This is a genomic window from Aliidiomarina quisquiliarum (assembly GCF_023922585.1).
GTDB classification, from domain to species: Bacteria; Pseudomonadota; Gammaproteobacteria; order Enterobacterales; family Alteromonadaceae; genus Aliidiomarina; species Aliidiomarina quisquiliarum.
Window position 1 is genome coordinate 553,439 of sequence record NZ_JAMFTN010000014.1, and the last position, 26,142, is coordinate 579,580.

General features: G+C 47.7%; 22 protein-coding genes. 3 read left to right on the forward strand and 19 right to left on the reverse strand.

Going from position 1 to position 26,142, the window contains the following annotated elements:
* Positions 1–4 precede the first annotated feature (4 nt).
* The 13 genes from M1L23_RS05360 to M1L23_RS05420 form a co-directional block, all read right to left on the reverse strand.
* Positions 5–1,720 carry an amino acid ABC transporter ATP-binding/permease protein gene (locus M1L23_RS05360; protein WP_252626078.1) on the reverse strand — a complete coding sequence of 572 codons (1,716 nt, stop codon included), beginning with the start codon at positions 1,718–1,720 and terminating at the stop codon, positions 5–7.
* Positions 1,710–3,380 carry a thiol reductant ABC exporter subunit CydD gene (cydD, locus tag M1L23_RS05365; protein ID WP_252626079.1) on the reverse strand — a complete coding sequence of 557 codons (1,671 nt, stop codon included), beginning with the start codon at positions 3,378–3,380 and terminating at the stop codon, positions 1,710–1,712. The genes M1L23_RS05360 and cydD overlap by 11 nt, the downstream gene beginning before the upstream one ends.
* A 22-nt stretch (positions 3,381–3,402) precedes the next feature.
* Positions 3,403–4,410 carry a cytochrome d ubiquinol oxidase subunit II gene (cydB, locus tag M1L23_RS05370; protein ID WP_252626080.1) on the reverse strand — a complete coding sequence of 336 codons (1,008 nt, stop codon included), beginning with the start codon at positions 4,408–4,410 and terminating at the stop codon, positions 3,403–3,405.
* Positions 4,407–5,813 (reverse strand): cytochrome ubiquinol oxidase subunit I, encoded by a 1,407-nt coding sequence (locus M1L23_RS05375; protein ID WP_252626081.1) that lies wholly within the window; start codon positions 5,811–5,813, stop codon positions 4,407–4,409. The genes cydB and M1L23_RS05375 overlap by 4 nt, the downstream gene beginning before the upstream one ends.
* A gap of 168 nt (positions 5,814–5,981) precedes the next feature.
* Positions 5,982–6,485, reverse strand: coding sequence for a hypothetical protein (locus tag M1L23_RS05380; protein ID WP_252626082.1), 504 nt, complete (start codon positions 6,483–6,485; stop codon positions 5,982–5,984).
* 91 nt (positions 6,486–6,576) lie between these two features.
* On the reverse strand, positions 6,577–8,457 hold the full coding sequence (argH, locus tag M1L23_RS05385; protein ID WP_252626083.1) for an argininosuccinate lyase: 1,881 nt from the start codon (positions 8,455–8,457) through the stop codon (positions 6,577–6,579).
* 1 nt (position 8,458) lies between these two features.
* Positions 8,459–9,679, reverse strand: a complete 1,221-nt coding sequence (locus M1L23_RS05390; RefSeq protein ID WP_252626084.1) for an argininosuccinate synthase — start codon at positions 9,677–9,679, stop codon at positions 8,459–8,461.
* Positions 9,676–10,584, reverse strand: coding sequence for an ornithine carbamoyltransferase (gene argF / locus M1L23_RS05395; RefSeq protein WP_252626085.1), 909 nt, complete (start codon positions 10,582–10,584; stop codon positions 9,676–9,678). The genes M1L23_RS05390 and argF overlap by 4 nt, the downstream gene beginning before the upstream one ends.
* Before the next feature lie 22 nt (positions 10,585–10,606).
* The gene (argB, locus tag M1L23_RS05400; protein WP_252626086.1) at positions 10,607–11,401 is read right to left on the reverse strand and encodes an acetylglutamate kinase; all 795 of its coding nucleotides are present in this window, start codon (positions 11,399–11,401) and stop codon (positions 10,607–10,609) included.
* Entirely contained in the window at positions 11,401–12,438 is a 1,038-nt protein-coding gene (gene argC / locus M1L23_RS05405; RefSeq protein ID WP_252626087.1) for an N-acetyl-gamma-glutamyl-phosphate reductase, read from the reverse strand. The genes argB and argC overlap by 1 nt, the downstream gene beginning before the upstream one ends.
* Before the next feature lie 108 nt (positions 12,439–12,546).
* A complete protein-coding gene (locus M1L23_RS05410) occupies positions 12,547–13,167 on the reverse strand; it encodes a hypothetical protein (protein WP_252626088.1) in 621 nt (206 codons plus the stop codon).
* Positions 13,168–13,208: 41 nt separating this feature from the next.
* Entirely contained in the window at positions 13,209–13,736 is a 528-nt protein-coding gene (locus tag M1L23_RS05415; RefSeq protein WP_252626089.1) for a M48 family metallopeptidase, read from the reverse strand.
* Between the two features lie 22 nt (positions 13,737–13,758).
* Positions 13,759–15,897: a prolyl oligopeptidase family serine peptidase gene (locus M1L23_RS05420; RefSeq protein ID WP_252626090.1), complete on the reverse strand. Its 2,139-nt coding sequence runs from the start codon at positions 15,895–15,897 to the stop codon at positions 13,759–13,761.
* 240 nt (positions 15,898–16,137) lie between these two features.
* Here M1L23_RS05420 and M1L23_RS05425 point away from each other — a divergent pair, with 240 nt between their 5' ends.
* The 3 genes from M1L23_RS05425 to M1L23_RS05435 all read left to right on the forward strand — a co-directional run bounded on the left by M1L23_RS05425 (position 16,138) and on the right by M1L23_RS05435 (position 18,372).
* A complete protein-coding gene (locus M1L23_RS05425) occupies positions 16,138–16,848 on the forward strand; it encodes a hypothetical protein (RefSeq protein WP_252626091.1) in 711 nt (236 codons plus the stop codon).
* Between the two features lie 19 nt (positions 16,849–16,867).
* Positions 16,868–17,215 (forward strand): hypothetical protein, encoded by a 348-nt coding sequence (locus tag M1L23_RS05430; protein WP_252626092.1) that lies wholly within the window; start codon positions 16,868–16,870, stop codon positions 17,213–17,215.
* 107 nt (positions 17,216–17,322) lie between these two features.
* Positions 17,323–18,372 (forward strand): Calx-beta domain-containing protein, encoded by a 1,050-nt coding sequence (locus M1L23_RS05435; protein WP_252626093.1) that lies wholly within the window; start codon positions 17,323–17,325, stop codon positions 18,370–18,372.
* Between the two features lie 65 nt (positions 18,373–18,437).
* Here M1L23_RS05435 and M1L23_RS05440 read toward each other — a convergent pair whose 3' ends face one another.
* The 6 genes from M1L23_RS05440 to M1L23_RS05465 all read right to left on the reverse strand — a co-directional run bounded on the left by M1L23_RS05440 (position 18,438) and on the right by M1L23_RS05465 (position 26,142).
* Positions 18,438–19,169: a Fic family protein gene (locus tag M1L23_RS05440; protein ID WP_252626094.1), complete on the reverse strand. Its 732-nt coding sequence runs from the start codon at positions 19,167–19,169 to the stop codon at positions 18,438–18,440.
* Between the two features lie 122 nt (positions 19,170–19,291).
* A complete protein-coding gene (locus tag M1L23_RS05445) occupies positions 19,292–22,369 on the reverse strand; it encodes an AAA family ATPase (RefSeq protein ID WP_252626095.1) in 3,078 nt (1,025 codons plus the stop codon).
* The gene (locus M1L23_RS05450) at positions 22,366–23,529 is read right to left on the reverse strand and encodes an exonuclease SbcCD subunit D (RefSeq protein ID WP_252626096.1); all 1,164 of its coding nucleotides are present in this window, start codon (positions 23,527–23,529) and stop codon (positions 22,366–22,368) included. Before M1L23_RS05450 ends, M1L23_RS05445 begins: the two co-directional genes overlap by 4 nt.
* A 135-nt stretch (positions 23,530–23,664) precedes the next feature.
* A complete protein-coding gene (locus M1L23_RS05455; protein ID WP_252626097.1) occupies positions 23,665–24,606 on the reverse strand; it encodes an alpha/beta fold hydrolase in 942 nt (313 codons plus the stop codon).
* Between the two features lie 49 nt (positions 24,607–24,655).
* Positions 24,656–25,408 (reverse strand): SDR family oxidoreductase, encoded by a 753-nt coding sequence (locus tag M1L23_RS05460; RefSeq protein WP_252626098.1) that lies wholly within the window; start codon positions 25,406–25,408, stop codon positions 24,656–24,658.
* Positions 25,409–25,464: 56 nt separating this feature from the next.
* Positions 25,465–26,142 (reverse strand): histidine phosphatase family protein, encoded by a 678-nt coding sequence (locus tag M1L23_RS05465; RefSeq protein WP_252626099.1) that lies wholly within the window; start codon positions 26,140–26,142, stop codon positions 25,465–25,467.

A 26,142-nucleotide genomic window follows, 5' to 3' on the forward strand; every position in this document is an offset into this window, starting at 1 on the left:
CTTATTACGGGGTGCGTTTAAGTTGTTTCTCGTCCAGCCAATATTTAACATGTGAACCAGGTAACACACTAACATCGTGTGCAAAGTAAATAACCGTGCGCTGCATTAACCAAGGCTGAATTCTATTGATAATGATGTTCTGAGTGGCAGCGTCTACCCCGGTAAAGGGTTCGTCAAGAATAAGTAGTTGTGGATTGGTTAATAATACCCGCGCTAAGGCAATGCGCCGCCCTTGCCCACCCGACACCAATTCACCTTGTTCACCTAACCAGGTGTCTAAGCCTTGCGGTAGTTGCATGGCCCATTTGTCTAGCGCTACCCAACCCAACACCTGCCATGCTGCTTCTGCGGTTAAGTTGTTGTCGGCTAAGCGTAAATTTTCCCATAAGGTACCGTTCACAATAAAGTTACGCTGCGGTAAATAAGTTATACATTCGCTACGCTGTTTATCGCTCATGGCGGCAACGGCTTTACCCTGCCAATATACCCCGATAGCTTGGCTATGAACCAGCCCAGAAAAATGATCAGCCAAACTACTTTTACCTACCCCTGAAGCGGCGCAAATTGCCACATGTTGCTGCGCCGGCACATGCCAGTTGGGCATATCAATCAGTACTCGTTGGCGCTGGCTTAAATACAGCTGCGCAACATACAAGCCTTTGGCTGGTACCGATACTTGGGCCTGTGTTAGGGCCTGCTGTTGCTTAGGCTCTACGGCGGTTGGAGCTATCAATTGGTTAAGTTGCTTGGCAGCGTGTAACACGTCGCCCCACACATTCGCTTGGGTAGCAAGGGGTAGTACTAAATCACTTAATGCCAGCACAGTAATTGGTAACATAACTGCAATAGGCCCACTTAACTGCCCTTGCTGCCATAAATAAATACTAGCCAAGGCGGTAACCAAAGCCATTAGCTGCTGTAATAACACCACCCCACTTTGGTAGGCGGTAATGTGTCGCAAACGTTGCTCGCGTACGGCCATAAAGACTTCGTTTTGCTGCATTAATTGGCTGCGGTAAGTAGGGCTTAGGCCCCAAGCGGTTAGCTCGGCTAAGCCTTCAACATAATCAAGGGCTTGCTGGCGAAACTGCTCTTCGGTTTGGTTCTCTATTTGAGCAAAGCGTACCGACACGCGCATAGTTTGGGGCACCGCCAAAGCAAAAATAGTCACTAAAAATAGCAGTACTAGCAGTGCTAACCCCCCCGACCACAACGCAATAAAACCAACCACAGCAAGGCTAATAACACCCGCCGTAGCGATAGGGGTAACAAAGCGCAGCCACAGTAAGTCGAGCACGTTCAAGTTATGGGTTAAGCGGTGAATAAGCAAGCTAGTTTGTTGGCCGTGTAACCAGCGTACGTCGCGCTGAATAAGGCCTTGAAACAGCTTCACCCGCCAAATAGTTTGTACTTTTAGCACCGCATCGTGTTGCACTAACCGTTCGAGGTAACGACCAACGGTGCGGGTAACGGCAAATAAACGAATACCGGCGCCTGGGGTATATATGTTTACCATGAGCCCCATAGCAAGAATACCGGAAAATGCCGAGGCGGTAATAAACCAACCGCTTAGGGCTAATAAACCAACGCCCGATAGCGCCGCCAATAAACTAAACCCTACCCCCATAGCTAATTTACGCCGAGCAGGTTTAAGGGCTTTAAACCAAGGTTTTAGTTGCGACCAATTGTACTTCCAGCTCGGCTTCAAATTATGCTTCATACAGACGGCCCTCGGTTAAGGTGAAGGCTTGGCTAGCAACAGCAGCAAAAATAGTGTCGTGGCTGGCCACCACTACAATACGCTGATCAGCCACTAGCCGCTGTATTGCCAGTAGTACTTCTTCGGCACTAGCTTTATCTAGCCCTGCGGTAGGCTCGTCGAGTAATACTAATTGCGCTGAACTTAATAGCACCCGAGCAATAGCCACGCGCCGTGCTTCACCGCCTGAAAGGCCGGTACCTTGGGTGCCTACAGAAGTTGCTAAGCCTGTCGGTAGTTCCTGCAGCAAGTACGCTAACCCAACTTCGGCCAACACGTTTTCTAGCTGTGCTTGGCTTGCTGAAGGCGCAGCTAAAGTAAGGTTATGTTTTAAACTGGCATTTGCAATAAATGGGGTTTGGGCTAAATAAGCAATGGCTTCATTCTCGGCGGGCGCGGCACCAATACACACAGCAAGGTGTTGTGCTTCATGGGCAATTAAGCCGGCAATACTTTTCAGCAAGGTTGACTTCCCCGCCCCAGAAGCCCCATTTAGCCAAGTTAAGCTACCCGCTTGTGCAGTAAAATGAATGTTGTGTAGTACTTGCCCCCGCCCAGGGTAACTCACATTCAATTCCCGTACGCTTAGGTTGCCTGCGCCTTTGGAAGTGTGCTTGGCTAAGGTAGCTTGTGGTTGTTCACTTAAGGCATAACGCGCCAGCTCAGCTGCGGCGCCTGTGGCGGTGGCGCGGTCATGGTAGTATGTCGATAAGGTGCGCAAGGGTTGAAAAAATTCAGGTGCTAACATAAGTACAGCCAAACCAACAAACCAGGTCATTTTGCTAGCCGGTCCAACTTCATAGTAGCCAAGTAAAGAAAAACCAACGTAAATAGCCACCGCAGCAATAGCAATAGCCGAAAAAAACTCTAACACCGCCGACGATAAAAATGCCACCCGCAGGGTCTTCATGTTTAGTTGCTGCGACTTTTCACTAGCCCGCTGCACTTCATTTTTTGCCAGCTCCGTTTGGTTAAACAGCTTTAATACAGTTAAATTACGTAAACGGTCGATAAATATTCCCGATATACGCCGCATAAGCGCAAAATGCTGTTGGTTTACCCGTTCAGCGCCCATGCCCACTAAGGCCATAAAAATAGGAATAAGGGGGGCAGAAGCCAGTAAAAACAGCCCTGCTATCCAGTCGAGTGAAAATACAATCATTAGAATAAGCAGCGGAATTACCACCGCAAGCCACAATTGCGGCTGAAAGCGTGAAAAATATGGCCCTAAGGCCTGTAAGGGTTCACCCACTAGGCTGGCTTGTTCGCTTGCCACCGAATAACCAGCGGCATTTTCCCAACCTTGGGTTAGCCATTGCAGCGCCAAGCGTTCGCTGTTGCTATTAAGCTTAAGCACACTTTTTTCTTGCCCATAAAAACCAATGGCCCTTACAACCAACGCTAACAGCACCGCAGCAACTAAAGCTGACAATTCAGCTAAGCTAGCCGTGCCGCCCACCGTTACACTTAATAACCAGGCCAATAACAATACATAAGCAACGGTGGCAACGCCTTGCAGTACGCCCCACAAGGTAACCATACGTATGTCGTTACGCAGTGCAAATAACAAGCGCGCCAATAGTAGGCGCGCTTGTTTTAGTTCTTCATTAACAGCTTTCAATATATTTCACTTCTGTAAGAACTTAACTATACCCTTCACCAGCTTTTACTTTTCCACGGAACACCCAGTATGTCCAGGCTGTATATACCAGTACAAAGGGAATCACGAACAACAACCCGAGCAATAAAAACAACTGACTTTCATGGGCTGAGGCTGCGTCCCACAGGGTGTAACTTGGCGGTACCACATAAGGGAATTTCGATGCAATCAAGCCTAAGTAGGTAAATATAAATAGCCCCATGGTGGCAAAAAACGGCTTGCTGTCATGGCGATTTTTCACTGACGATAAAATACCCCAAGCAAACGCCAAAGTAATAACCGGTAACAGCCAAATAAAACTAATACCGCTAAACCAACGCAAGTATACATAGTTGTCTACATACGGCGTCCACAGGCCAATAATACCAAATACAACCAACACCGTTAGTAATAGCCATGGAGTAACTTTGTACGCCCAAGCTTGAAGCGCATCTTTCGACTTTAAAATTAGCCAAGTAGAGCCTAGCAAGCCATAACCAGCCACCATACCCAAGCCTGTTAACACAGTGAATGGGGTTAACCAGTCGAAGGCCCCGCCCACATACACGCCGTCGACTACGTTAAAGCCTTGAATGTAACTACCCACTACAGCGCCTTGAGCAAAAGCAGCAACAATAGAGCCGCCCGAAAAGGCCCAGTTCCATAAGTAGCGCGATGTTTTTGCTTTAAAGCGAAATTCAAAGGCCACGCCGCGGAAAATTAACCCCGCCAGCATAAGAAACACACCAATGTATAAGGCTGGCAAAATGATGGTGTACACACGCGGAAAGGCTGCCAACAACCCTGCACCGCCAAGAATTAACCAAGTGCCGTTGCCGTCCCATACGGGGGCTACGGAATTCATCATTACATCGCGCGACTCTTCGTTCGGGGCAAAGGGAAATAGTATCCCTTGGCCTAGAACAAAACCGTCCATCATCACGTACATAATAATGCCAAAGGCGATAATAAAGGCCCATATAAAGGTTAGGTCGAATACGGGTTCAATCATGACTTGCCCTCCTCAATTTCCCAGCTTGCTTCTGCGGCCGAGAGTGGACGCTTGGCTCGACGCTCTTGGCGCTCACCCACAATCGTACTGGTACTAGGTGCGCCGGTATAAAGCACACGCATTAAGTAGTACAAGCCGGCAGCAAATATAATGCTATACACAACGATATAACCAATCAAAGTAAACAAGGCCATAGCCCCGGTAAGTGAAGGGGTAACACCTTGAGCATGGGTCATTTGTTCGTACACTAACCAAGGCGAACGCCCTATTTCAGTAACAAACCACCCGGCTACAACGGCAATAAATGGCGACAAGCTCATAAACCGTAAACCTTGTAAGAACGGCCTTGAGGTTGCATAGCGGCCTTTATAACGCAGTACTAAACCTGCAATGGCAAATAGCACCATTAACAAACCTAAGCCAACCATAATTCGGAACGACCAGAATACTATGGCCACCGGTGGTTGCTCGTGTTTGGGTACGTCTTTTAAGCCGGGTATTTCGCCTTCCATGTCGTGGGTAAGAATAAGGCTAGCCAGCTTAGGAATACCAATTTCAAAATGGTTGGTTTGATTTTCTTGATCGGGAATAGCAAACAGCAGCAAAGGCACACCAGTACCACGTTCCCAGTTACCTTCCATGGCCGCTACTTTTGTTGGTTGGTGCTCCAGGGTATTTAAACCGTGGAAGTCGCCAACTAGCACTTGTGCCGGGGCAATAATTAACACCAGCCATAAAGACATAGAAAGAGCTTTTTTATGCACGTCGGTGTCAATATTGCGCAGTAAAAACCAAGCACTTACACCTAATACCACAAACCCGCCGGTTAAGAACGAGGCCAGCAGCATGTGCATAAATCGATACAGTAGCGACGCATTAAATATGGCCTCGCTCCAACTTAGAACGTGGTATAGGCCGTCACGTATTTCTACCCCGGCTGGGGTTTGCATCCAACTGTTGGCAGAAAGAATCCAAAACGCTGAAATAAAGGTTCCGGTAGCTACCATCACCGCCGACATAAAGTGCACCCCTGGTGGTACGCGGTCGCGACCAAATAGCAATACACCTAAAAATGCCGCTTCAAGGAAAAATGCGGTGATAACCTCGTAACTAAGCATGGGGCCAAGAAAGTTCGACGACGCCATGGAGAAGTTACTCCAGTTAGTACCGAACTGAAAAGCCATTACAATGCCAGACACCACGCCCATGCCAAACACAACGGCAAACACTTGGATCCAGAATCGCGACAGGCGCTCCCAAGCGGGGTTACCCGTTTTTAAAGACAAGCCTTCAAGCACGGCAATATATGACGCAAGGCCAATAGTAAAAACAGGAAAGATAGCGTGGAAAGAAACAACAAACGCAAATTGTATGCGTGATAGTAAAAGTGGATCGAGTTCCATAAGAGACCCCTAATATTAATGTTACCTAATAAAGGTTACTCCTTTTGGAAAAAAAAATACAGTAGATAAGTTAATTTTAAAACAAACTGGGCCTGCAGCCCCTATTGGTTATAAACACCAATAAAGTTGCAAGCTCAGTTAAATTTTTGCTTTTGCTCTTTTAAGCAATTAATCCATAGGATTTAGTTCGGAAATATAAATGGTGGCTGGAACAATGTCGCCACTGCCATATACACCTACCCAAATATCGTACTGACCTGCATCTGGCTGTTCAAAAATAAGCATTGGGTTTAACCCCATTGCGTCATCGTCGCAATGCCAACGGCCGTCTGGTCCGCTAATTACCAGCGTGGTGTCTTCCGTCGCGTTTACATACACATGCAAGTCAAGAAAGCTACCGCCACCATAAATAAGCGTAATGTCAGGCGCAGCATTATTAATAAACCCAGTACAGTTACCACCGAGTCGAGTGGCAAGGTTTTGACCACCTGCTTGGATAGCATAAGACCAGGGATCAGGCATAAAGCCACCGTCTAACCGCACCGTTTGGTACAAGGCGTCGGCATTCCAGTTGGGCTGACTACCCGCTACGCGAGTTTGTGCAACCGCTGTGTTCTCAACTATAAAGCTTGCGGCAGCTATAACGATTAATATTCTTATTAAACCGCTCATAAGATTCTCCAGTCTTGTTTTATCCTAATAGTTATAATCCATATCACCTCTTTTTTAACACCTACGTCATTCAAAAATAAAACAGATGCTGCTATAGGTTTATGCTATTTATGATGTTTTTTCCACTATTTCTTAACCAAATTTCTAATCCAGTTTCATCACAAGCGTGCTTACGCGGGCAAACGTCGCAGTCTTTCATTACTTTTTCTGGCCATGTAGACTTGTCTGCCGTGGTAAAACCAAGGCGCGCAAAAAAGTTAGGTCGCCGTGTCAGCACAATAACGCGTTGAATACCTAACTGGCGTGCTTGCTCTAAAGAAAACTGCACTAATTCAGCACCTAAGCCTTTACCGGTTTGGTCTGGCGTTAACCCTAGTGAGCGTATTTCCGCTAAGCCAGTGCCATACACATAAAGCGCACCACAACCCACCACTTTGTCGTCGCACTCGGCTACGGCAAAGGTATGAATAGCTTGCATAATATCTTCCGGCTTACGAGGCAAATGCTCGCCTTCAGCCGCCCAATAACGAATTAATTCGGTTATTGCCGGTACGTCGCTTAAAGTTGCTTGGCGCACCGTGGTAAAGCCCGCACGCTTACCCTGAAAACGTAGTTTCGCTTGGCGTAAGGCTTCGCTCACTTGCGCTGGGGCCGTGCCACCTAACACTTTGCGCCGCGCTAACGAGGCCTCTAACGACAAGGCTGCATATACGTCGTCGGCAATTAGCGTACTTTCTTGCTGCATCACGTCTAACGGCAAAGACTCAAGCGGTAGCTGTTGATGAATAGCCGCCAAAACTAAACGGCCACTAATTTCATGAGCGTCGCGGAATGCCATACCGCGGTCAACTAAATAGTCGGCTAAGTCGGTGGCATTGCTATAACCTAACCGCGCTGCTTGTTCGGCTTTTCCTACCTCAACCGACAGTTCTGGAATAACGTGGGCAAGAATAGCTAAACATTGTTGCCACTCTTCTAGAGCATCAAAAAAGCCTTCTTTGTCTTCCTGCATGTCTTTGTTATAGGCCAGCGGCAAGCCTTTTAAGGTCATTAACATGGCTTGTAAATGGCCTACCACTCGGCCGCACTTGCCTCGAATTAATTCAAACACATCGGGGTTTTTCTTTTGTGGCATCAGCGACGATCCGCTTGATACACGATCACTTAAAGTGAAAAAGCCCGCTTCGCCCGTGGCGTAAAAAATTACGTCTTCTGAAATACGCGACAAATGCACCATCGACAAGCTAGCCACACTAAGTAATTCAACCACAAAGTCGCGGTCTGAAACGGCGTCTAAGCTATTGCGGCAGGCACGGCTAAAGCCCAGTGCATGCGCTAACTCGGTACGATTAATGGCAATACCAGAGCCTGCTAAAGCGCCGCTGCCTAATGGCGACACATTGGTACGTTCATTCGCTTGTTGTAAGCGTTGAAAGTCTCGCTCGAGCATTTCCACATAAGCCAAGGCCCAGTGTGCAACTAATACTGGCTGCGCCCGCTGTAAATGGGTGTAGCCCGGCATAACTTGTTGTTCGTAACGCTCGGCAAAGGTTAATAGCGCTTCAATAACGGCTAATAACGCTGCTCCCACTTGCTGCGATGCACTTAAAGCATACAGCCGTAAATCAGTGGCAACTAAGTCGTTGCGGCTTCGGCCCGTGTGCAGCTTGCGCGCCACTGTGCCAATACGCTGTTCTAAAATAGCTTCAACCCAACCGTGAATGTCTTCTGACCCCAGCTCAAGTGGCAAGCTTGGGTTAGCCGTTACATCTTCTTGCAGCTGCGCTAAACCCACGTGTAGCTGCTTGGCTTCGGCACTGTTAAGCACCTGTTGTTCTAGTAATACGTCGACCCAAGCTTGGCAACACTGCAGTTCGAACGGAGCAAGCTTGTAGTCGAACCGTAATGAGTCATTAAAATTGCGAAATTCTTGCGCCGTAACGCCCGAAAAACGGCCACCCCACATGGTCATATTAAGCTCCCTGGGTAAGCGCACGAATACGCGATGGCAAACTAAATAACCGAATAAATCCGGCTGCGTCTTTTTGGTTGTACACGTCGTCGGCTTCAAAGGTAGCAAAAGCTTCTGAATACAAACTAAATGGCGACTTGCGCCCTTCTATGCTTGCTGTGCCTTTGTACAGTTTTAGCCGCACTTCACCGGTCATAATGGTCGCTAAGCTTTGTACGCCCGCCATCATAGCGGCCCGTACTGGGGTGAACCATTGGCCGTCGTACAGCACATCGGCTAATTTCACGCCTAGTTCTTGACGAAAACGCAACGACGCTCGATCGAGTACCAGCTGCTCAAGGCCACGCAGTGCGGTATACCAAATGGTGCCACCTGGGGTTTCGTAACAACCGCGCGACTTCATGCCCACCAAACGGTTTTCCACAATATCTATACGCCCCACACCATGCTTAGCACCCATGGCATTTAAACTTTCTAAAGCTGCAACAGGGCTAAGTTGCTCGCTGTTTACGCTCACCAACACACCACTTTCAAAACCAAGGGTGACATATTCGGCTGTATCGGGTGCTTGTTCTGGCGAAACAGTCATAGTCCATACTTGTTCGCTCGGCCCATGCCAAGGATCTTCAAGTTCGCCACCTTCGTGAGAAATGTGCCACAGGTTAGCGTCGCGGCTATAAATTTTGGTTAACGAGGCCGTGGTGGCTACATTTTTACTGGCTAAGTAGTTCAGCAAGTCTTCACGTGAATGCATATCCCATTCACGCCATGGAGCAATAATTAACAATTCTGGTGCCAACGCCGCTACGGTGCTTTCAAAACGCACTTGGTCATTGCCTTTACCAGTACAACCATGAGCGACGGCATCGGCGCCTAATTTAACCGCTAGTTCTACTTGCGCTTTGGCAATAATAGGCCGTGCCAGTGCGGTACCCATTAGGTATTCGCCTTCATACAATACACCCGCTTGCATAGCTGGGGTAATTACGTCGTTAACGAACTCGTCTTTTAGGTCAACAACATAACAAGAGGAAGCACCCGACTTCAGGGCTTTTTCTTCCACCCCTTCGAGCTCTTCTGCGCCTTGGCCAACGTCGGCCACAAAGGCAATAACTTCACAGTCATAGTTGTCTTTTAACCATGGCACAATAGCCGACGTGTCAAGACCACCTGAATAGGCCAAAACTACTTTTTTGACCGTGGTGTTTTTTGGCTTAGTCATGCGTTTTTCTCCTGAGAAATCATGTGTAAAAGGGCTTTTTGAACATACAAACGGTTTTCTGCTTGCTGCAGCACCGAACTATGTGGCCCGTCGAGCACTTCGTCGGTTACTTCGTTATTTCGGTGGGCCGGTAAACAATGCAATACTGTAGTAGCTTTTAAACGATTAATCAGTTCTTGATTAACTTGATAAGGCATAAAAATTTCTACTGTTTCTTCTTCACTGCGGGTGTCGCCCATTGACAGCCAAGTGTCGGTATAAACCACATCTGCGTCGGGTATAGCATTTAAGTCGGTGCCCACTTTAATTTTATGATTGGGGTAGCGACTATTCAGCTGCGTTAAAAACGCTTCTTTAGGACCAAAACCTGGCGGAGTAACCACTGTTAATTTCAACCCTAAAGCCGCCGCGCCCACCATTAAACTTTGGCAAACGTTATTGCCTTCGCCCAAGTACAAAATATCGACCACGCGTAAGTCAACTGGGTAGCGCTCTTGTATGGTAAGTAAGTCAGCTAACGACTGGCACGGGTGGTGCTGATCACAAAGCGCATTTATCACTGGAATATTCGCCGTGGTCAGTTTTTCTAAGGTTTCGTGTTTAAACACCCGAGCTACAATACCGTGAGTCCAGCAACTTAAGTTTTGTGCTATATCTTCTACGCTCTCACGCTGCCCTGGCTCGATCATTTGTGCGTCTAAATAAATAGCTTGGCCGCCAAGTTGTTGAATACCTACCTCAAAGCTTACCCGTGTACGTAAACTTGGCTTTTCAAACATCATGGCAATCGAGCGCCCTTTTAATGAGTTTTGATACCCCGCAGGATGCGCCTTAATAGCACTCGCTAGCTCAAGCACGTGCTTGATCTGCGGTGCCGTTAAATCAAATAACGACAAAATATTCATAGTAACAACCTAAATAAAATAATTAGAGAATACGAGTTCCGACAGAACCACCCTGTAACAACGCGACCACTTGTGTTGGCTTTTGCCAGCTAGTAATCGCGGTTGTTCGTCGGCAGCGCGATGCAGCTTCGAGTGCGGCTTGCAGTTTCACATGCATGCCTCCTTGCACAAAACTTTGTTCAAGAAGAGCATAACCTGCAGAGAGGGAAATATCGCCTATAGCGTGGCCAGAGGCGTCGAGAATTGCGTCTACGTCGCTTAGTAGTAATAATTCAGCGTCGAGTACTAAGGCAATGGCAGCAGCAGCCAAGTCGGCATTTACATTGGCTAACTGGCCGTTTTCAAAGCAACCAATGGAACTAATAACGGGTGTTATTTCTGCGGCGAGTAAACTTTTTAATACCTGCCCAAAACCACTGTGATTATTTTCCAAGGCTAGCCAATTGGGGCTACCAACACAGCCTAGTGCAAAGTTTTGTTGTAACGGTAACGCTACCCCATCGACTAAGCTCATACCTAGCGCCCGTAACCCGGCTTGCTGGGCAATAGTAACCAAGATTTTATTGGTATAGCCCGCTAAAGCGCCTGTTACTAAAGGCATGTGGTTAGCCGGTGTTTGCCGTTGACCATGTATTTTACTGCTGGCTTGCCCCGCTTGGGTTAACCATTCGTCAACCGTAGCACCACCACCATGTACAAGTACCCATGGGCGCCCTGCTAAGGCCAGCTTAACTGCGGCGAGTAAATCTAGCAATTGTGCGGGCGCAGTTAAGGCTGCCCCACCAACTTTAATCACCACTGGAGTGGTTAAACTCATTATTTCAGCCCCGCATAAAGGTCGACACCAAACACTTGGTTAGCCGCCTGCATGGCTTGGCCTGCTGCGCCCATTATTAAGTTATCAATGGCCACAGTAACCACTGCGGTATGTTCATTGTGCGCCACATGCACATGGCAAAAAGCCGTGTGCGCTACGTGATTTACAGCTGGCGGCTGGTTTACCACCATAACTAATTCATTTTGCGCATAGCTATGGCGATAAAGCTCGTGCAGCGCATTTGGCGTTTCGCGATTATTCAATAGCTCAGTATTTAGCTGCACTGTACACACGGCCAAAATACCCCGTGCATAAGGGCCTAACACCGGCGTAAATACCACTTCAGTGCCAAGTTGCTGGCTAATTTCCGGTTGGTGGCGGTGATTTAATACGCCATAAGCCTGCATACTTACTTCGCAAAAAGAGGTACGGGCATTAGCGCCTTTACCGGCCCCTGTTACGCCACTAATAGCGGTAATAACTGGCATGCCAACCACTAAGCCAGCGTCTACTAAGGGCTTTAAACCCAAAATGGCAGCGGTTGGGTAACAACCAGGAATAGCGTACACAGAAGGTTCTACGGTATTTTTTAGCCAAGGCATTAGCATGTACTGCGCGTTGGCTAATAGCTGCGGCGACGGATGCTCAAAGCCATAGGCGTTAGCAAACACGTCTGCATCTTGAAAACGGAAAGCACCCGACAAGTCGAATACTTTAATGCCCAAGGAAAGTAACACAGGTGCTATTAAGGCACTGGCTTCATGGGGTAAGGCAAGGAAAGCAGCTTGTACATTTATCCCGCTAAGCTGGTTTATATGCCAAGGCTCAATAATAAGGGAAGAATTACCCGCTAGCTGTGGAGCTACGGCACGCCATGCAACAGGCTCGCGCTCGGCCGAGCTAAAGGCTTTCACGACAGTGAAATTTGTATTTTTATGCAATAGAGCTAATAGCTCTGAACCTACATAACCAGTCGCGCCAAGCACCACACAAGACACGGCACTTGGAACCACTTCAGACACTACATTATTATTCACAACCACAGCCTTTCGTTAGCTTCACCTTAAGTGTGGCAAAGAATAACGAAAAGCTGTTTTTAGTGCAATAACTATTTAGTTAATTATGCAGTTAATGTGAATTAAAAGCTAATTGCCAGCATAACCCCAAGGTGTTGGCGGTAGTGCCACCGGCTTAGTTAAATCAAACTCAACACGGAATTCACGACCTGCACGGGTTAAGCGGTAGGTAAATACCTCTGGGTAAATAAACATTTGCCATACGTTGGTGTTCGATACCGCTAAACCTAAATCAACAAAGTGCTCTATAGAATAGGCGTCGACTGGGAATGACTGCACGCGGTCGAAACCTGCGTCAATCGTATGACCACCATACATGGTTAATTCATCGTAACTACCGTCGGCATTACGGTGGTCATGCTTTAAACTTATACCTGAGCCAGTTTTAGTTAAAATCCACGTGCGTGAATGGTTGTCACCCACATGAAAAGGAATTTGTAGTTCGCGGTCGGTGCACTTACGAACATGCATAATTAAGCGCCCTTCAAACCCAGACGAAGCTGGGTTATTCATCGCTACTTTGCCTTCATAGGCTTTGCCACAGTGAGCGCGCAAGTGGTCGAAAAACGCGTCTTGGCTTTTGGTCGACACTTGTGGTGCTGGTAATATCACATTTGCACTAGCAGGTGTTGCCGCCGATGCCGCAACAAAAGCCAGTGAGCCAGCCACTAATAAAAGTGCTTTATTCATTGTTATTCTCCTGAGATGAATACTACTTTAACGTACTTTAATTAATATAAGGGTACTGCACGTAAACCGGCTTCTCGTTCACGCCAGTCGGGCAGCATTTGTTCTAACCATGCGTAAAAACGCTTGTTGTGGTAGCGTTCATGCAAATGCACCAGTTCATGCACCACCACATATTCCAATAACAAATCGTCTAAGGCACCAAGCACTAAATTTAAGTTAATCCGCCTGGTATTAATATTGCAACTGCCCCAACGGCTCTTCATTTTACGTGTGCGCCAACCGGTGCACTTTACACCTAGCCGTGCTTGCCAATACTCAAGAAGCTCCGGTACCCGTTGCTCAAGCCTTTCTTTACAGGCTTTAGCATCTATTTCCAGCGGCGGGTCCATCAGCTTTATTTGACTTCGCTGCCGTTCAATCCAGTCGCTTTTCTCTTGCACAAACTGGTCAATAAAATGCTTCGGCACCCCTGGGGGTGCCGACACTTTAATTTCACCAGCTGGAGGTACCACCCGCAGCCGAATCGACTTCATTTTTCTGCGGGTCAATACGTAATTAGCGGTCGACATAATTCGTTAGAGTCATGTTGGTTTAAAGCTTTTCATAGCCCATATTGTACAAACTGAAACTTAAAATATCTGCCGCCCGATCAATAATCATCGAGGTAGGCATACCTGCGCCATGGCCCGCATTCACGTCGATACGAATCAACTGTGGGTGTACGCCAGCGTCTTTAGCTTGTAATTCCGCAGCAAATTTAAACGAGTGAGCAGGCACTACACGGTCGTCGTGGTCGGCGGTGGTTACCATAGTAGCTGGGTAGGCAACACCTTGTTTCACATTGTGCACCGGCGAATAGTTCAGCAAGTATTTAAACATGTCTTCACTTTGCTCCGCCGTGCCATAGTCAAACGACCAACCTGCACCTGCAGTAAAGGTGTGGTAACGAAGCATGTCGAGCACCCCAACAGCAGGTAAAGCAACGCGGGCTAAGTCTGGGCGCTGAGTCATTACTGCACCCACTAACAAGCCGCCATTCGAGCCACCGCTTAGCGCTAGCTTTTCATGGGAGGTATACCCTTCAGCAACGAGGTATTCGCCTGCGGCAATAAAGTCGTCAAAAACGTTTTGTTTGTTTTGCTGGGTACCCGCTTCGTGCCAAGCGCGGCCATATTCACCGCCACCACGAATATTTGGCACTGCGTATACGCCACCTAAGTCCATCCAAACCGCATTCACCACACTAAACGACGGCGTTAAGCTTACGTTAAAACCACCGTAACCATATAAAATAGTTGGGTTCGAGCCGTCACGCGCTAAACCTTTTTTGTAGCTAATAATCATCGGCACTTTAGTACCGTCTTTCGAGCTATAAAACACTTGCTCAGACACATAGTTATCTGGGTTGAAGTCGGCGCCCGATTTAAAGTACAAGCTCGACTCGCCCGACTGTGCTTCAAACGCATAAATACTTGAGGCATTGATATAGTTGGTAAACGAATAATAGAGTGTTTCGTCGGTGTCTTTACCGCTAAAGCCGCCCACCGAGCCTACGCCTGGCAGTGCTATGTCACGCACCAGTTCACCATTAAAGTTGTACTGCTTTATTTGTGAAATAGCGTCAACCATATAACGGGCGAATAAATATCCTGCACCATTACTAACGTTTAACACGTGCCCTGTTTCAGCAATAACATCTTGCCAATTGTTTGCTTGTGGGGCGCTGGCATCTACTTTTACTAAACGGCGATTCGGCGCATTTAAGTTAGTGGCTAAATATAAGGTGCTGCCTTTATTGGTAACAGGACTGGTAGACGACTCTTCATTGTCGATAATAGCCACAAAATTACTGCCGGCTTGGGTAAGGTCTTTAATAAACAATTTGTTACCCGAGGTGGTATTGGCTGCAGACACCATTAAGTAACGGTCGTCTTCCGACACACCCGCGCCAATATAACGATGTTTTTGCCCTTCAGCGAGCCCAAATACTACTTGGTCGGCCGACTGTTCAGTGCCTAGCTTGTGGTAGTACAGCTTGTGTTGGTCGGTCATTTCCGACAAATAGCTGCCGTCGGGACGGTCGTAACTTGAATAGTAAAAACCTTCGTTTTTGTACCATGAAATACCACTAAACTTAATATCAATTAATGGCTGCCCTATGGGTTCTTTGGTTTCAGTGTTAATCACATACACGGTGCGCCAGTCACTACCACCTTTTGATGTGGCATAGGCAGCTAAGGAACCGTCGCGGGAAAAGCTTAAGGTAGCCAACGACGTGGTGCCATCTGCACTGAAGGTGTTTGGATCTAAAAACACTTCTGGCTCGCCGCCGTCTTTCTGCCGGTACACCACGAATTGGTTTTGCAGGCCGTCGTTTTTGTAAAAATAGGTATAGTCACCTTCCACAAAAGGCGCACCAACACGTTCGAAATTCCAAGCTTTTGCCAGCTTTTCTCTAATGTCTTCACGGAAAGGTATTTGCTCTAGAAAATTAAAGGTTACTTCGTTTTGTGCAGCCACCCAGGCCGCGGTTTCTTCACTGCGGTCGTCTTCAAGCCAACGATAAGGGTCGCTAACCTCAGTACCAAAATAATTATCGACCGTATTTGCTTGCCTTGTTGCAGGATAGCTCACTTCGCCTCCATAAGGGGGTGATTGGGTTGTATGGGTTAGTTCGCCACTGCATGCCGTTAATAATGCAATTGCAGCGAGGGGAAATAAAACGCGCATGGTTGCTTCCTTTATTGTTATTTGGTTGAGGCTATAAAACATCTGTCGGTAAGATACCGTTAAAGCGGTTTTTTCACAAATGGAAGCTTATACATACTACCCCTTTACGGTTTCTAAAAATAAACGGCCTTCCTCTCCACCTTTCTATTTCAATATGCCAACTTCTTACCACCCTCATTTTTAACACTTTAATTACACTTCGAGTAACGAAGGAACGAACATTTAACAAGGACAAGATTTATGTCTATTACCGCCATAGCTTTAGCTGCTTCTTTAGTAGCGCCAACCCAACCGGTATTGATAGCGCCTACGGCGCTCGAACACGAGCATAATGCACAATGCGTTGTCACCCACCCCGAAGCCTTTGGCTTGCCCCGCTCAATGTCGAGCATTAGCCCTGCAAGTGTGCAAGCTGAGGTCGATGAGAATGGCTTATACGTTATCGACCTTGCGGTGTGGTATCGACCGTCATGGGCTGAGGCTATCGGCAAAAACGAAGTGGACAGCCGTGTTGCCCGCTGGATTGAAACAACCAACCGTATCTTTCGTAATTCTGGTGTAGATGCCCGTGTGAATGTATTGTTTGCACGTGAGATTGCTTATGAGTTTTGTACTGTTGATCACATGGCGCTGCCAAACCCTTCTAAAGATGAAAATGGACACTGCCTTGAAGGTGAGCCTGTTGGAACGTTGCGACATCACGAGGGCCTTTCTTTATCTGCAGGATCCAACTGGGGGTACGTTAATCCGATTGGCGGGGGGGAAGGCAGTGACGATCGACTCCCAAGCGACTACCCTATGTATCACCATGTCTCTGCTGAATACGGCGCAGACTTGCATTTGTGGATTCAGGAGGGCTACGACTCTGATGCTAAAAAGGGGCCGCTAGGTATGGCAGCGACACACGGTATCTCTGCGAGCGTCGTCGACCAGTCCACTTGCGCCTATTAATGGCCCGGGTGAGCGTGACGTGTACGAAGACGCCATTACTGCAACAGGCCATACCATTGCCCATGAAATAGGTCATAACCTCGGTTTACAGCATGAGTTTGACGGTGATGACTTTGCTGATGTAGGCATAGAGCCTGATGCCTTTGCCTACTATTGTGGTCAAGGAGCTGTTCCTGGTACGGCTACAAACGTGATGTGGTCGGTTGGTAACCCTAAGTTTTTACAGCGTGAAATTTACTCCAATCCCGAAATTTTCATTGATGATGACGCCTGCGGCACCTATGAGCGCGAGAATCAAGCGCGTGTCGCAAATATGCGTGCACCTATTACCGCTTCTTATGCCCAGCGCCCCGAAGCGATGCCGTAGTTGTCTTTGAGCTCATTGAGCCAGTAGATGCCAGCCAAACGCGCACCTTCGACTTAAAGCTGCAATACCCACTACGAGTAGGCATTGACAACCAATATGCGCTTGCTGTGCTTCAGGGCGTGAATGACGCGCCAGCGCAAGGTGACTTTTCTATTACTCCTTCACTGACACTGACCGAGCGTGGTGAAGGCGAGTTGGTTATTCAGCGTTTAGGTGACTCAGCAGGTGAGGCCGTACTGAATGTGGCAACAATCGACGGTACAGCTCTTGCGAACGTGCATTACGAGTCAATTGACACCCAAGTACGCTTTTTAGACGGTGAAACAGAAAAAACAATCCCTGTGCGAGTATTTAATACCGACTCAAACCGTGAGTTCTCTGTGCGCCTTACTTCACTCACCAATGCGTCTGTTTCGAGCGGCACAGCAAACATCCGCTTACTGCATGGGCAAGGTGGTGAGGTGTACTTCTCTTTCGATGAAGCATTGCTAGAGCCAGGCAAGTATTACCTTACAGCTTGCGATCCAGAGCCATACCCACAGCGACCGGTTCGATGCAGCGCCTATGACTCTGTTACCCGCCCACTATCAACAGCCATTACCTTTGACTTAGTTCGATTGCATGGTGATGTGGGCGACATGCAGGCAACTGTGTCAGTAGTTGGTGGTGACGGAATCCCTACCAATGGCAAAAATGGGCAGCCTTACTTTCCGCTTTTAGAGAATGTTGTCGAGCCTGTTAAAACCGTGTTCTTTGAAGATGGTCAAACAACTGCTTCTGTTACTTTTGAGTTAATAAATTTACCTGATGACTTGCAGTTTCCAAACTTCACCTTCTTGAAGGTTGAGCTGGTAGATGAAAAGCGCGACTTCGATTTTTTACAAAACCCTATCGAATACACCATTCAGTATGTTGCAGTGCTAAGTGATGATAATGGCGACGATGGCGGCGATGACGGCGGCGATGATGGTGATACAGGCGGCAATGACGGCTCGGATGGTGACAATGACAACACAGGCGATAGCGGCGATAAGGGGAATGACTCAAGCAGTCAGAAGCGCTCGGCGTCGGCTGTTCACCCATTGTTACTTCTGCTTCTAGCTGGCGGTTTGCTTGTACGTCGGCGTAAAAGCACGATTAAAGCTCAAAGCGTTTAGAAGGTTATAGAGTTTTACGTTGAAGCCCGCTTATCAGCGGGCTTTTTTATGCGGTAAGCCACTGCTCATGACCGCCCGTGGTTTGTTTCCGTTGGGTGAGAGCTTATATCGTCGGTGCTTGGGGAGTATTCATTCATTATGTTTACTACCCTTGGATCAATGCAGGTGTCAAGAAAGGCACGCATAGGGCTCATGTCACCTGTATCGTAAAAACCTAGCATGAGCGTGTTGAACTCAAGCTCTTGCTTCTTTGAGATACTAAAAGCTGGGTGTCCTTCATCTAAACACACGCCATTTGCAAACAAGCGGGCCGTGCGCTTGTTACCATCGAAAAAAGGCTGGATGCGCGAAAGCTTTAAGAAGAGAAAGGCCGCTTTATCAAAAGTATCGTTGATACCCTTTGCTTGGTGAAAAACCTCATCAACGAGGTCAGACACTTGACTGCTTTCTGGCGGCATGTAATTCGAGCCTGCTATCGTTACGTTGCCTGTACGATAACGACCCCAAGTCAACGCTTCATCTTTTGCTACAATTCCATGCAAAGCGCATAGGTATTGAGGGCTAAACTCAAACTTATTTTGAGATAAGTCGGTCAATAGCTTTTCCCATGAATTAATTTGGTTTACAGCTAAATTATGATCATGAATATCATGGCCACCAACGGTCGTTCCGCCTAGTAACGTGTTTATTTCAGGCACGGTGAAGTTAACGCCTTCTAACTGGCACGTGTCGGCAATGATTTCAGCACGCTGCCTTTGAGCAAGCTGTATCGCAAGCGCTCTGTTTTTCTTCATCATAGCTTTACTCCTTGCCTAGCTGTTGTACCTAGTGGTCATAATTATGCCATACAAATAAAAAAGCGGGGCTATTTAATAGCCACCGCTTGATTGCGCTTTAGCTGCTCACTCAGGCACGCCTCTTATATTTGTACTTCAATACGGCTGCCCTGCGGGGCACGAATCACATCAATGCGCTGTGGTAAGCGCTCTTTTAGTTCACGCACATGGGAAATAATACCAATGGTGCGGCCAGAATCGCGTAAGTGCATCAATACTTCGATGGCCGCATCGAGTGCTTCTTCGTCTAAGCTGCCGAAACCTTCATCAATAAATAGCGTGTCTAAACGAATGCCACCCGCGTAGCTTTGCACCACTTCCGACATGCCAAGTGCCAGCGACATAGCAGCCATAAAGCTTTCACCGCCCGACAAGGTATTCACAGGCCGCGACCGCCCGGTATAGCTGTCGTCGACAACTAAGTCTAAACCACCGGTGGCGCGCAAATTACCTTGCTCTTCTGCGCGGCGTAAATAGAACCGTCCTGCCGACATTTTTAAAAGCCGATGCGACGCTTCTTGCAACACATCTTCTAACAACACACTTAACACAAACCTGTGCAAGCTCATGCGCAATGAGTTTCTGCCGCTTACTACTTCGGTTAATGTGCCCAAGGTGCTGTGGCGCTCTAGTACTGCGGCACTTTGTTTATTCATACTGTTAATATGTGTTTGCGTACTCAACAAGTGCTCATGTGCGGTGGTAAGTTGCTGTAACGCCTCTAGTGCTTTGGTTTCTTCTTGTTTGGCAAGTTCGTTCGCCGCTTTTAAGGCATCTATATCGGGCCGTGGCACGTCTTTTAAGTCGGATCGTAAGCTTAGCAGTTGCTTTTCCACATGATGACGATTGGTTTCGTAGTCATTCACTTGTTGTTGCCAAGTGTCTAACTGTGGTGCCTGTTCCATGGCGGTTAAAAAGTCTTGTTCAGTCGCAAAGCGACTGGCTAATAATGCTTGCTGCCATTGTTGTTGTGCTGCTTCTAGCTCTTGCTCGGTACTTTCTAGTTGACGTAGGTACCCATGGCACTGCTCTTCCGCACGGGATTTGCTATCGTGCAGGGCATTCTTTTTCTCAAGCGCCTGTTGCAATTCAAGCTGCGCTTGCTGATAACTGGCCTGCAAGGTTTTTAAGCTTGCTTTGAGCTGCTCCACATCAGTACTTTGGCCTGCCAGCTCTTGCTCTTGCCGCTCTACGTTAGTTTTACATACTAAGGTGCTCTCACGAGCAGCATTAAATTCGGTTAACAAACTTTGCTCGGTAGTTACCAGTTGTTGCTGTTGTGTTTGCCATTGATTTTGCTGGCTACGCAGGTTAATCAGCTGCTGTTTTTGCTGTTGCTGCTGGGTTCGCTCGGCGGTGAGCTGCTGAATTTGCTCGGCTAACTGCGCTAGGGATAATTTAGCCACTTCACCTAATTCGCTTACAATACTTTGCGCTTGCAATTTGAAATGCGTTCGCTGTTGCTTCGACTGCAGCACCACACTTTCTGCTTTCGTTTGCACCTTACGTAACGAGTCTAATTTATTTTCAGCTACTGCTATTTGGTCGTCACTCACCAGCTCAAGCGCATTGGTTTCATGCGCCGGTGCCGGGTGCTCGGTACTGCCACACACGGCACAAGGCTCATGCTCTTTCAATTCTTGCGACAACCGAATGGCTTGGCCTAAATGCCAGTTCTTTCTTAATAATTTAAAGGCCTGCTCAGCAGCGCTAAACTGCGCTTGCGCTAGCTGTAACTTACTTTCATCTTGTTCCAGTTGTTGTTGCTGTTGTTTTAATTGCTGTTGTACTGCGGCTAAGCGCTGATGTTTTTCCAACTGCCCTTGCTTAATGAATATAGCTTCTTCAGGTGACTCAAAAGCATCAACCAAGCTTTGCAGTTGTTCAATAGCCAGCTGTTGCTGCTGGCTTTGGGTTTGATACTGCACTAACTGTTGTTGGGCTTGCTGGTAGGCCAACTGTGCTTCAGCTTGGCGCTTTTCCAATTGCATTAATTGCTGCCGTTGCTGCTGTAATGCGAGCGCCGTGTCGATAGCAAGTTGCAGTTTGGTTTGTTGCGCCGGCACGTTTACCTGTGCGTCCATGCGCTGCTGTGCTACCGCTAACGACGCTTCCGCCGCCGTTAAAGTTGTAGTTCTTTCTGTTAGTAACGCCTTGGTGCGCTCTACATTCGTGGTTAGTTCTGCGCTGGCTTTGCGTAATCGCTGCTGTTCTGCAAGCAGCGGTTGAATGGTTAATGCTTCGCGCACACCTATTAGTTGTGTTTTGCGAGCAACAATGGCATCAGCCTCGGCTAATAACTGTTGCTGTTGCTGTTCAAGTTCACTTAAACGCACGAACTGTTGCTGAACATGCTCAGCTTGGGCACTGGCTAGGGCCGCTTGCTCTGCCTTGGTTCGCAACTGGCGGTGATTTTCCTGTGCTGCCTGCAATGGCGCCTGCTGTGCCGTTAAGGCCTCTTGTAGTTCTTGCTCGGTGGTCATACCCACCCGCTCTAAAGCGTCTTTTATCCGTTGTTTCAGCAAGTCGTATTCTTGCACCACTAAGCGGTTTATTTCTTTTAGGCTGTCTTCTATGCGCTGATATTTTTCTGTTTTAAATAAACTGGCAAATACTGCTTCCCGCTCGCTCGACTTTGCCGTGAGCACTTCACGAAACTTACCCTGCGGTAACACAACTACCTGGCGAAACTGTTGATCGTCTAAACCAATTAAATCGCGCAAATACTTATTAATGTCAGACACTCGGCGGGTGTGTAACAGCTCTGTTGGCCAATCTAACGCCGGGGTATCGGTTACTGGCGTTACTTTCCATAAATGCCCTATGGCTTGGCGCCTGGTTTCACCTTCGCCACGCTCTCTGGCGTTCATTTGGGTAGGTAAACGCTGTACCCGATAATGGTTGTCGCCAAGCTCGAAAACAAAGTCTACTTCTGTTTTAGTATCAGGGTCAGCATGGTCGCAGCGCATACTTTCGGCGCCCCGATCACCGGTTGTTTCGCCATAAAGGGCAAAGCTAATAGCATCGAGAATAGTTGTTTTACCCGCCCCTGTAGGGCCATTAATAAGAAACAACGGGTCTTCACCAAAGGCGGTAAAATCAACAGTTTGCTCTTCAGCAAAAGGACCAAAGGCTTGCATGCGTAAGAATATCGGTCTCATTGTTCGTTCTCCACCTGCTGCTGCACACTGGCAATAACTTCTGCAGCAATTTCTAGCTGTGCTGCACTTAAATCGGTACCGGTCACTTGTTTATAAAAGTCGGTCAGCATATCTATTTCTGTACGCTGCAAATGTTTTTGGGCACTCATTACTTCAGCGCGCTCTGCACTTTGGAAACGAGTTTTAGTCAGGTCCATCAAGTTTGGATACACTTGGCGCAAACGCGCGAAGGCGTCTAATACCACTTCGGTGTCGGTCATTTCAGCTAAAATGTAGTCGTCGGCAGCATTGTCGGTTGTTCCTGCAGCTAGCAGCTCGTTAAAGCTACCCTTTATAATTCGTACATTACGCTTGGCCTTTAATGGAACTAGGGTAACCCCAGCAAAACCTTGCTTGCCAAGCTCAACTAAGGTCACACTTTTATTTTGCTGATGCTCCGAAAAACTATACTTTAAAATAGAGCCGCTATAACGAATCCACTCTTCGCCTTTATATTGTGGCTGATGCAAATGGCCCAATGCCACATAATCAAAGTTTCGGAACGCTGCTGCGTCTACCCGGTCGGCCCCACCTATCGATAGGGGCCGCTCTGATTCCGACTCGGTGGCCCCGTCTAAATAACAATGGCTAACTAACACATGGCGAGCGTTCTGCAAACCCAAGGCTTGTTGTTGTTCTTCAATGTCTTGCACTAAACGCTCGTGGGCGGTTTGGTAGTCTTTAATTCTTTCGGTAAAGAAGTCGGCCACATGGGCAGGATCGTTATAGGGCATACACCAAATTGCCACCTTGCCGTGCTCGTCTTCAAGTACCACTGGTACCCGCATGGCATCGAAAGACGACACAATAGTTAGCCCAGCGTCACGTAATTGCCGCGCGCCAAAGCCAAGCCGCTCTGGGCCGTCGTGGTTACCTGAAATCATTATGACCGGAATACCATGTTCGCTAATTAACCGATGCAGTGTTTCATCAAGCAAGCGTACGGCGTCGGCCGGAGGTAAAGAGCGATCGTAAATGTCGCCGGCAATAATCACCGCGTCGACCGCTTCTGTGGTGGCGGTGGTAATTATTTGCTCCAGCACATAAGCTTGATCACTCAACAGTGAGTGTTGGTGAAAGTAACGGCCTAAGTGCCAATCGGAAGTGTGTAGTAGCTTCATAATAGGTAATTTCTCTTATTAGCAGGCAACCGTTTGGGTTGTTCAGCAAATAACCCAAGCCTGAGTAAACAAGCATACCTGCTCGGTACGACAGTGAGTGTCGTACTGAGCAACAAGGTGCTAACTAGCTAAGCGTTAAAGGCTGTTTAAGAACTTACTTAACGACTGGTTATATTGTAGTGGGTGTTCTAAATGCGGTGTATGGCCTGCACCTTCAAACACCACAAAGTTGGCTTCAGCTACGTTGGCGTCGCTGCGTACCGCTTCGTTCTGATTAAAAGGTACGGTGGTGTCGGCGGTGCCCCAAGCCAGCATAACGGGTATGCCGTGTGCTGCCACCTGACGATAATACTGCGGGTGGTTGTCGGGACTAAAGTTATACAAGCTCGACGTTAACGCGCGGGTAAAGCCACGAATTTCTTTTTGCTGTTGGTAGCTTTCCTGTAAAGCTTGTTTGGTGGCGGTAGTAAAATTACCTGCCGCCAACGACTTGCTGATAGCAGGCACATAAAAAGCCGACAACATGTAGTAACCCAAGCCAGCAGGAATACCCATAGGCGCAAGAGGCTGATGCAACGGCGCAATTAAACTCATGCTATTAAAACGGTTCGGGTGATGAGCCACCGTGCGAGCTGCAACTGCCCCACCCATGGAAAGCCCAACCACGGCTACTGGCTGTTCTATAGCTAAGGCGTCTAACAAGCCAATAAGTTGGCTTTCAAATAAAGCACCAACATAGGGAATGTCGGGTCGGGCTGAATAACCACGGCCAAACAAGTCGTATTGAATTACTCGAAAGCCTTGGCTGGCTAAATAGTTGGGAGTTTCGCCCCACACCGCCGCAGGAATACTAAAGCCGTGAACCAGCACCACCGCAGGGCCATTGCTTGGACCAAAGGTTTGGTAATGGGTTAGGCCCTCTGCAAGCGCTACAAATTGGCCAGGGGCTGCAGCTTGTACCTGTTCGTTTAGTGAAGTTTTTTCGTCAAAAGAGGTCCAATGCAGTACTAATACCCACATAATAACACCCACTAACAAAGCGATAAGTGCTAAGCCTATCCATTGAATTACTTTCATGCTCTCATTCCTTTTGGTGTTTTAATATGGTTTACAGGCGAGCTAAACGCTAGCCCATTTTCATGACAATTTTAAGCGGTAAACGCTTGAGCAAGAATGCAATTACGCACCAAGGCCAACCCGGCACATAAGCGCTCGGCCGTTCTCTTTCAATAGCTTTTACCATAGCCTTTACGCCCGGCACAGTGTCGATCATAAAGGGGGTGTTCTTTACTTTTTCATTCAATTCCGAACGAATAAAACCTGGCATAATACAGCTTACTTTAATAGGGCTACGTGAACGTAATAAGTCGGCTTGAATACCTTCAGTTAGGTTCACTAGCCCCGCTTTACTAGCCGCATAGGCGGTCATGGCCCGTGGCATACCACGTAACGCGCTTATCGACGAAATAGTAACCAAATGACCATCGTTTTGTGCTCGAAATATTTCTAACGCCGCTTCGCATTGGGCTAAAGCCGCAACTAAATTGGTTTCTATGGTCGCTTTGTTATGCTTAAACAAGCCCGTACCTATCGAACCGCCTTTGCCCATACCCGCATTAACAATAATTCGGTCTAAGCTACCAAACTCAGTTTTGAATTCATCAAATACACGAAACACCGCGTCGTGGTCATTCACATCGAGCTCTTTTAAGCTCACTTTAACCTGTGGGTAAGCTTGCAGAATGTCGGCTTGCAACTGGGTTAAGCGCTCTACGCGGCGCGCGCACAAGCCTAAATTATGCCCTTTAGCGGCAAACTGGCGGGCCATTTCTGCACCTAGGCCTGAACTTGCGCCGGTTATTAAAATTGTTATACGCATTATTAGTCCCTTTATTTTCCTTACTTGGCCTTTTTGCGAATTAATTTTAGCCGGGCTTATATATAGCTCAGCATATTTTGATATTTGCCAGTAAGGTGCCCATGCTCATTTAAGCTTAATAACTGCGGTTGGCCCTGCTCATACATAAAGCGGGTTAAGCCGGTATTAGCCAACCGGCGATTTAGTTGCATTAACTGTTCTGGTCCAGACGCTAACGACTGCAATACCGACAGCGAAATAGGCCCACCAGAGGTAAACACCCATACTCGCTGATGGTTTTTAGCAAGCTCGCTCACATTCAGCCAAGCTTGGTTTACCCGATCACTAAATTGTTGCCAGCTTTCCACATAATTACTGTCGTTGCTACGTTGTTGCCAACGCGCTACCGCTTTAGCAAAGGCCGGAAAAATACGCTCTGCTTGTTGCGACAACACATCGTCGGTGAATTCCGGATAGGCTAAAACAAACTGCCTTAGTACGTCGCGATGATCAAATTCATTCCAACAGGCATCGGCAATACGTGTAGGGCGTAAGCTTATGCCCGACTTAAAGGCATTTAACGATTGCACATGACGCTTTAGAGTGCCATGTACAATACAGTCAATTTTTTCTTCACGGGCGTGCACCATAGCAGCTAATACGCGAGCTTGTTCGTCGCCCAGTTTAGACAGTTGATCATAGTCTTCAGCACCAAACGACGCTTGGCCATGCCTTACTAAAGTTACTAACGCCAT

What these genes read in the sequence shown, in the direction of transcription:
- M1L23_RS05440 (WP_252626094.1), bottom strand. Translation starts at nt 19,169, where the DNA reads ATGATGAAGAAAAACAGAGCGCTTGCGATACAGCTTGCTCAAAGGCAG.
- M1L23_RS05410 (WP_252626088.1), bottom strand. Translation starts at nt 13,167, where the DNA reads ATGAATAAAGCACTTTTATTAGTGGCTGGCTCACTGGCTTTTGTTGCG.
- M1L23_RS05425 (WP_252626091.1), top strand. Translation starts at nt 16,138, where the DNA reads ATGTCTATTACCGCCATAGCTTTAGCTGCTTCTTTAGTAGCGCCAACC.
- M1L23_RS05375 (WP_252626081.1), bottom strand. Translation starts at nt 5,813, where the DNA reads ATGGAACTCGATCCACTTTTACTATCACGCATACAATTTGCGTTTGTT.
- M1L23_RS05380 (WP_252626082.1), bottom strand. Translation starts at nt 6,485, where the DNA reads ATGAGCGGTTTAATAAGAATATTAATCGTTATAGCTGCCGCAAGCTTT.
- M1L23_RS05360 (WP_252626078.1), bottom strand. Translation starts at nt 1,720, where the DNA reads ATGAAGCATAATTTGAAGCCGAGCTGGAAGTACAATTGGTCGCAACTA.
- M1L23_RS05460 (WP_252626098.1), bottom strand. Translation starts at nt 25,408, where the DNA reads ATGCGTATAACAATTTTAATAACCGGCGCAAGTTCAGGCCTAGGTGCA.
- M1L23_RS05390 (WP_252626084.1), bottom strand. Translation starts at nt 9,679, where the DNA reads ATGACTAAGCCAAAAAACACCACGGTCAAAAAAGTAGTTTTGGCCTAT.
- M1L23_RS05455 (WP_252626097.1), bottom strand. Translation starts at nt 24,606, where the DNA reads ATGAAAGTAATTCAATGGATAGGCTTAGCACTTATCGCTTTGTTAGTG.
- M1L23_RS05415 (WP_252626089.1), bottom strand. Translation starts at nt 13,736, where the DNA reads ATGTCGACCGCTAATTACGTATTGACCCGCAGAAAAATGAAGTCGATT.
- argB (WP_252626086.1), bottom strand. Translation starts at nt 11,401, where the DNA reads ATGAGTTTAACCACTCCAGTGGTGATTAAAGTTGGTGGGGCAGCCTTA.
- M1L23_RS05420 (WP_252626090.1), bottom strand. Translation starts at nt 15,897, where the DNA reads ATGCGCGTTTTATTTCCCCTCGCTGCAATTGCATTATTAACGGCATGC.
- M1L23_RS05465 (WP_252626099.1), bottom strand. Translation starts at nt 26,142, where the DNA reads ATGGCGTTAGTAACTTTAGTAAGGCATGGCCAAGCGTCGTTTGGTGCT.
- argH (WP_252626083.1), bottom strand. Translation starts at nt 8,457, where the DNA reads ATGACCATGTGGGGTGGCCGTTTTTCGGGCGTTACGGCGCAAGAATTT.
- M1L23_RS05445 (WP_252626095.1), bottom strand. Translation starts at nt 22,369, where the DNA reads ATGAGACCGATATTCTTACGCATGCAAGCCTTTGGTCCTTTTGCTGAA.
- cydB (WP_252626080.1), bottom strand. Translation starts at nt 4,410, where the DNA reads ATGATTGAACCCGTATTCGACCTAACCTTTATATGGGCCTTTATTATC.
- argF (WP_252626085.1), bottom strand. Translation starts at nt 10,584, where the DNA reads ATGAATATTTTGTCGTTATTTGATTTAACGGCACCGCAGATCAAGCAC.
- M1L23_RS05450 (WP_252626096.1), bottom strand. Translation starts at nt 23,529, where the DNA reads ATGAAGCTACTACACACTTCCGATTGGCACTTAGGCCGTTACTTTCAC.